Source organism: Frankia sp. CoBUL1 (assembly GCF_978021245.1).
In genome coordinates, this window is sequence record NZ_CDXDOS010000212.1 from 1 (window position 1) to 5,945 (window position 5,945).

The following is a 5,945-nucleotide window of genomic DNA, read 5'->3' on the forward strand; positions in this document are numbered from 1 at the left end:
GCCCTGCACCGCGGTGACAACCTCACCGGTGAGGGTGCGGGCGACGACGAACAGATCGAGGTGCGTCTCGACCTGCTGTCCAGCGCAATAACGCGCATCGTCTTCCCGGTCAGCATCCACAACGCCGACTATCGACACCAGAGTTTCGGCGACGTGACCGACGCCTATATCCGGGTCGTCAACGCGTCGACCGATGACGAGCTGGTGCGGTACGACCTCACCACCGCCGCCGCGCGGGACACCTCGATGTTGTTCGGTGAGCTCTACCGGGATCAGGACGGCTGGCGCTTCCGGGCGCTCGGCCAGGGTGGGGTCAGCGGCCTGGCTGCGATCGCCCGCAGCTACGGCCTGGACGTCTGACACCGCCGGGCGGCGCGGCCGCTATCCCCGGCGCCGTGGGTGTACCGGGACGGACCGAACCGGCGTGGAAGATCAGCGTGGGATGGACGTGTGCTTGAACTCGTTCAACTCGGGCCAACCGGTCACCAGATCGACGATGCGCTCCACCGCACGGATGGAACCCGCCGGGTCGGCACCGAACGGCGCACGGTTCATCAGCCGGACGAACACGGCCTGATCACCGGCGATCCAGGTCGGCACGCCCCAGACGGTATGTGAGGCGACGTACTGCTCGTGCTCGGCGCGGACCTTGTCGAGAGCGTCATCGTCAACCCGGGCAAGCACCTCGTCGGCGGGCAGCCCCACCCCCGCGAGCGTCTCCCGGATGACCGCCCGGTCCTCCAGGTGACGGCCCTCGTCGTGACGCGCCGCGAACAGCGCCCGGTGCGCGGCGGGGAACAGATCCGGGTATTCGTCGCGGACGACGACGCCGGCCTGCAAGGCGAGGATCCCGGAGGCCTGCTCGGGCTTCTCCCAGACGCTGGGTTGCCCCTCCTCCACGTGCGCCTGCCCCAGCGAGAACGGGAGAAAGGTGACGTGCCAGTCGGCACCGGCCGCGAGACCAGTCAAAACGTGTTCATGTGCGTTGCGGGCGAACGGGCAACGGTAATCCCAGGTGATCGCGAAGGTGACAGAAGTCATGTCGCGGGCAACACCGGGGCCGGCCCCGGTGTTCCAGCCAGCCCCGGCAGCCTGCTCAGCGGGCACCGCGGCGCCGGCCTGATACCCGAGGCGGCGGAGGCTGCCGCGGCATCGGGTGGGGTGCCCGGCCGGGTGGATCGATCCCGGCCGGGTCCAGGCCCCGCCGCGCGGCGATCAGGCCACGCAGGTAGACCACGGTCGCGATGATCACGGTGATGTCGTCGATCAGGCCGATCGGCCCCAGCGGAATCTCCGGGACGGCGTCCACCGGGGAGGTGACGTAGGCGAGGCCCGCCAGGGTCGCCACGAGGCCCCGCAGCGGCAGCCGGTACTTCCGGACGGCGACCAGCGCGGCCACGGCCAGCGCCAGAACGATCACGACGAGAACCCCGAGGGCGACGAGCAGCCCGATTCCGACGCTGTCACTCATCGCTGCCCGCTGTCGTTCATCGCTGCCCGCTCCCGCAAGATCGGCCGGATCCGTCGGCTCATCGTGTCGTCCTCGAGGGATCGTCACCGATCCCTCGCGATGATTCTCGATCAGGATGCCCACCCGGCGCCATCTTGAACACAGGAACAGCATTTTCATCCGGCGGACACGCCGGTGGCCGCGCCGGTAGGCTTCGCCCTGTGTCCCGGACGGATTCCCCGGTTTCGCCCGGGCGGCTGCTGGCCGTCAGTGACGTGCATGTCGCCTACCCCGAGAACCGGCGGATGGTGGAGGACATCGCACCCGGATCATCCGACGACTGGCTGATCCTCGCCGGTGACGTCGCCGAGACGATCGCCGATATCGAGACGACGTTCAAGCAGCTCAGCGGGCGTTTCGCGAAGGTTGTCTGGGTGCCGGGGAATCACGAGCTGTGGACTCCCAAGCAGGACCCGGTGCAGCTGCGCGGCGAACAACGCTACCGGCATCTCGTGGAGATCGCCCGCGGGCTGGGCGTCGTCACCCCGGAGGACCCTTATCCGGTCTGGGAGGGCGCGGGCGGCCCGGTTGTCGTAGCGCCGTTGTTCGTGCTCTACGACTACACCTTTCGGCCCGCCGAAACGGCGACGAAGGAGGAGGCGCTGGCCCGGGCCCGGGAAAGCGGGATCGTATGCACCGACGAATGGGTGCTGCATCCGGACCCGTATCCCACCATCGACGCCTGGTGCCAGGCCCGGGTCGCGCAGACCCGGACGCGCCTCGGCGACATCGATCCGACAATGCCAACGGTGCTCGTCAACCACTGGCCGCTCGTCCGTCAGCCCACCGCGGTACTGCGGTACCCCACATTCGCGCTGTGGTGCGGCACCACGAGCACGGCTGACTGGCACACGCGGTTCCGGGCCAGCGCTGTCGTCTACGGTCATCTGCACATTCCCCGCACCACCTGGTACGACGACGTCCGCTTTGAGGAGGTCTCGATGGGCTACCCTCGGGAACGCGCGGCGTGGGGCACGTCATGGTCCGGGCTACGGCAGATCCTGCCCTTCCCCGCACCGCCGGCCCGCCGGGACTGAGCGCGATGCCAGGATCGAGTTCCACGCCGGGATCGAGATTGGCGCCGGGGGCAGGCTCGGCGCCGCCGGGAGCGCCGGCTTCGACGTCAGGAACGGCTACCGGAGTAGCGGGTACCGGAGTAAAGAGAGTGGATCCGCGCCTGCTCGCGAGCCTGCTGCCCGCCGCGGCCGTCGCCGTCGAGGCGTTTGAGGACGATCCCTCGGCCGTGCTGTTCCCCGAGGAAGCTGCGCTGCTGAGCCGCGCGGTCGACAAGAGGCGCCGCGAGTTCACCACCGCCCGGGTATGCGCGCATCGCGCGCTGGAGGGGCTCGGACTTCCGGCGGCGCCGATCCTGCCCGGTTCCCGCGGCGCACCCGGCTGGCCGGACGGAGTGGTGGGAAGCATCACCCACTGCGCCGGCTACCGGGCGGCTGCGGTGGCCCGGGCTGCGGAGGTCCACACCATCGGCATCGACGCCGAGCCGAACGAGCCCACACCCGGCGGGGTGCTGAAGGAGATCACCGTTCCCGTCGAGGCGGGCTGGCTCGCGGCCCTCACCCGCACCCGCCCGGCCGTCTGCTGGGACCGGCTGCTGTTCAGCGCCAAGGAGTCTGTCTACAAGGCGTGGTACCCGTTGGCGGAACGTTGGCTCGGCTTCGGGGACGCCGCCCTCGTGATCCACCCGGGCACCGCACCTATGGGCCCGCCGGCACCGAGCCCGGCCGCCCGGGGCACCTTCACCGCGAAACTCCTGGTGGCGGGACCACGGCTGGCCGGCGGTGAGCTGACCGGCTTCGACGGTCGTTGGCTCTCGGCCCGCGGCCTGCTGGTCACCGCGATCACCGTGCCGCACCTGGACGGCACCCCCGTGACGACGGCATCCCCCCAGACGCATCCTGCCTATCCAGAGGGATAAATCGGGCACGAAAGGCTCTGGAAAGACAAGGAACCGAATCCTGGTCAACGGCCGCCGCACGGACCCACCGGACGCGACGCTAGGCAGAGTCGTCCACGTCCACGACGATCTCCCCGCCCAGCACGAAGCCTCCGGACAGACGCAGGTCGTCACCGCTCCAGAACCGCTCCAAAACGGAAACGGCGTGCCCAGACCTCCACCGCCGCACGCAGGTCGTGCAACTGCACGCCGCGCTGATGCGTGCCCGCCCAGGACGTCCGGCAACGATTTCCCCAGCTCGGCGTGCCACATCAGCGGCGGAAGATCGTCAACGACCACCGCCATGCCGACATGGTTCACCGGGCTGTTGGCCGTCGTCTGGATCGCCCGGTCCGCCGCCGTGCGGCCGCGGAACAGCCACAGGTCGCCGGTCCGCGTCAGTTCCAGGGCATCGGCCAGGCTGATCCGCGAATCAGGCATGCCGGTAGCATGCCGCAAGCCGACACCCCGCAAGCCGACACCCCGCAAGCCGACGCTGATGGTTCGACTCCCACCCGACCGGGCTGGGGCTCGGGCTGGAGGCGAGCCGGGTCCGGTCGGAGCGTTCGCGGCCCGTTCTGGAGGTCACGGACGGTGCAGCGGAGACCCGGAACGCGGCCGAGTTTTCGGTCGGCCGTGACAAGGTCGGCGTTCAGGGTTTCCGCGAGCGCGATGTAGGCGGCGTCGTAGGGCCACATGTTGTGGCGTAGTTCCCAGATCCGGGGGAGGAGCGGGGCGTGGCCATAGCGTCGCAGGTTCATGCGACCAACGCAGTTCCAGGGCGCGTGATGCTTCGCCCTCGGGCAGCTTCACACCGCGGGCGAGGCCGCGCAGCGTCGAGGCGCATCCCAGGTCGACCGCGTGCGGCGCGGCGATCCGCTCCCGGGTGGCCAGGGCACGGACCACGTCGGCGACGTCATTCGTGCCGACCAGAAACTACACCAGCGCGGAGGTGTCCAGGACGATCATCCACGGTCCGCGCACATCCGCGCTATCGCGTCCACGACGTCGGTCGCGGTCACCGTGCCGCGGAAGTCGATCGATCGGGCCTGGTCCGCGGCTTCCTCGGCCGTGAGCGTCACCGCCTCGCCCTCCAGCAGCTGCAGCACATACTGCTGCAATGACCGGCCCGCGCGCGGCACGGACCTTGAGGATGGTGAGGGTCTCCTCCGGCACCTGGCGGACATGAATCATCACCATGCAAGCCTTTTAGTCCCACCGCAAGCGCCATGCCATCAGCGCAGCGGGACGGTGTTGAGCGCCCGGTGCAGGCTGCCGAACTGCTTGTGATGTTCGTCGAACGGCACCGCGACGGTCTGGATCCCGAACCGCGACAGCACCGGTTCGGTCCAGGGCGCACTCGCCGTGGATACCAGGGCGGCCGGCTCCGACCGGAGGACCGATTCCGGCGGCGCGAAGGCCGGCAGGAAGAACACCCCCGCGGCGAAGGCCGCGACCATGTCCGGTGCCAGCGGACAGACGGCGAGATTGATCGTTCGCAGGGCGTCGACCAGCGTCGTCTCCCGGCCGGCGACGCCGTCGCGTTCCACCACCGCCGGGGCGTGCAGCCGATCGGCGGCGACGAGGGCGATCCCCGGGCCGAGGCCGAGCCAGGAGTTCAGATGGGGCTGGCCGTCACGCCGCAGCTCGTCGCGGACCCGCACCACGTGACCGAAGCTGGCCAACAGATGCGGACGCAACAGCCCCCAGACCGCCGGGCTGGTCCGCCAACCGGTGCCGAGGACGGCCACATCGCCGCAGCTCACCAGATCCCCGCCTTCCAGGAACAGCGGCTCCGGGACGCGGACCTCGGCCGATCGGCCCCGCAACCCGCGCAGCACGGCCGCCATGACGACCGTCTCGCGGGCCCGGTCCCGACGCCGCAACCGGCCGACCGCGACCGCTTCACCGAGATCGACATAATGATCACGGGGAAACATCAACCCGGCCAGGGGACGCAGGGCGTAGCTCTCGTCCGCCTGGTCGGGACCGATCACGCCGCGGGCGGCGCCGGGGTCGAGCAGCAGCCGCGGCTGGCGCAGCACCACCGGCACCAGCGCCGGCGCCGACCAGTCGTGGAGCGCCTCGCGGGCGGCGGCCATTCGCAGGTCGTCCTCAGCGCTGACCGCGCGGACGGCGAGCTCGATCAGGACCTCCCGGGGCAGCGCCGCGAGGATCTCGGACGGGGCACAGGGACGGGCCCCGAGGTCGGCGAGCGCCGCTCGCACCGCGGCGGACTCGGCCGCGGCCCGGACCGGGTCGTAGGACGGACGGGGTGCCAGGAACACCGACGTCTCGGCCGGCTGCACCACCGTCGGATTCTGGATGAGAACCGTCGACCCGGTCATCCGGTGACCTTGGTCATCCGGTGACCTTGGTCATCCGGTGACCTTGGTCATCCGGTGACCAGGTCGCGACCGCGCCGGCCCGGCACCCCCGACACCGGCACCCCCGCCGCGACGGCGGCACCCGCCACGGCGCGCC

7 protein-coding genes are annotated in these 5,945 nt (G+C 70.4%); 3 read left to right on the forward strand and 4 right to left on the reverse strand.

The window, feature by feature from the left end; genetic code table 11:
- Positions 1 to 360, forward strand: a 360-nt coding sequence (locus tag AC08OX_RS13925; RefSeq protein WP_476608216.1) for a TerD family protein, incomplete at its 5' end; no start/stop codon positions are given.
- A gap of 72 nt (positions 361 to 432) precedes the next feature.
- On the opposite strand, the gene AC08OX_RS13930 is transcribed toward AC08OX_RS13925, so the two are convergent.
- On the reverse strand, positions 433 to 1,041 hold the full coding sequence (locus tag AC08OX_RS13930) for a DsbA family protein (RefSeq protein ID WP_476608217.1): 609 nt from the start codon (positions 1,039 to 1,041) through the stop codon (positions 433 to 435).
- A 55-nt stretch (positions 1,042 to 1,096) separates the two neighbouring features.
- Positions 1,097 to 1,471, reverse strand: coding sequence for a DUF1232 domain-containing protein (locus AC08OX_RS13935; protein ID WP_476608218.1), 375 nt, complete (start codon positions 1,469 to 1,471; stop codon positions 1,097 to 1,099).
- A 200-nt stretch (positions 1,472 to 1,671) separates the two neighbouring features.
- On the opposite strand from AC08OX_RS13935, the gene AC08OX_RS13940 reads away from it, so the two are divergent.
- Both AC08OX_RS13940 and AC08OX_RS13945 read left to right on the forward strand, forming a co-directional pair.
- Complete coding sequence (locus AC08OX_RS13940) at positions 1,672 to 2,547, forward strand: metallophosphoesterase family protein (RefSeq protein WP_476608219.1); 876 nt, start codon at positions 1,672 to 1,674, stop codon at positions 2,545 to 2,547.
- A gap of 140 nt (positions 2,548 to 2,687) precedes the next feature.
- Entirely contained in the window at positions 2,688 to 3,443 is a 756-nt protein-coding gene (locus AC08OX_RS13945; RefSeq protein ID WP_476608221.1) for a 4'-phosphopantetheinyl transferase family protein, read from the forward strand.
- 983 nt (positions 3,444 to 4,426) lie between these two features.
- Here AC08OX_RS13945 and AC08OX_RS13950 read toward each other — a convergent pair.
- Both AC08OX_RS13950 and AC08OX_RS13955 read right to left on the reverse strand, forming a co-directional pair.
- Positions 4,427 to 4,603, reverse strand: coding sequence for a FitA-like ribbon-helix-helix domain-containing protein (locus tag AC08OX_RS13950; RefSeq protein ID WP_476608220.1), 177 nt, complete (start codon positions 4,601 to 4,603; stop codon positions 4,427 to 4,429).
- 93 nt (positions 4,604 to 4,696) lie between these two features.
- Complete coding sequence (locus tag AC08OX_RS13955; protein WP_011435939.1) at positions 4,697 to 5,809, reverse strand: arginine deiminase family protein; 1,113 nt, start codon at positions 5,807 to 5,809, stop codon at positions 4,697 to 4,699.
- Positions 5,810 to 5,945: the final 136 nt, after the last annotated feature.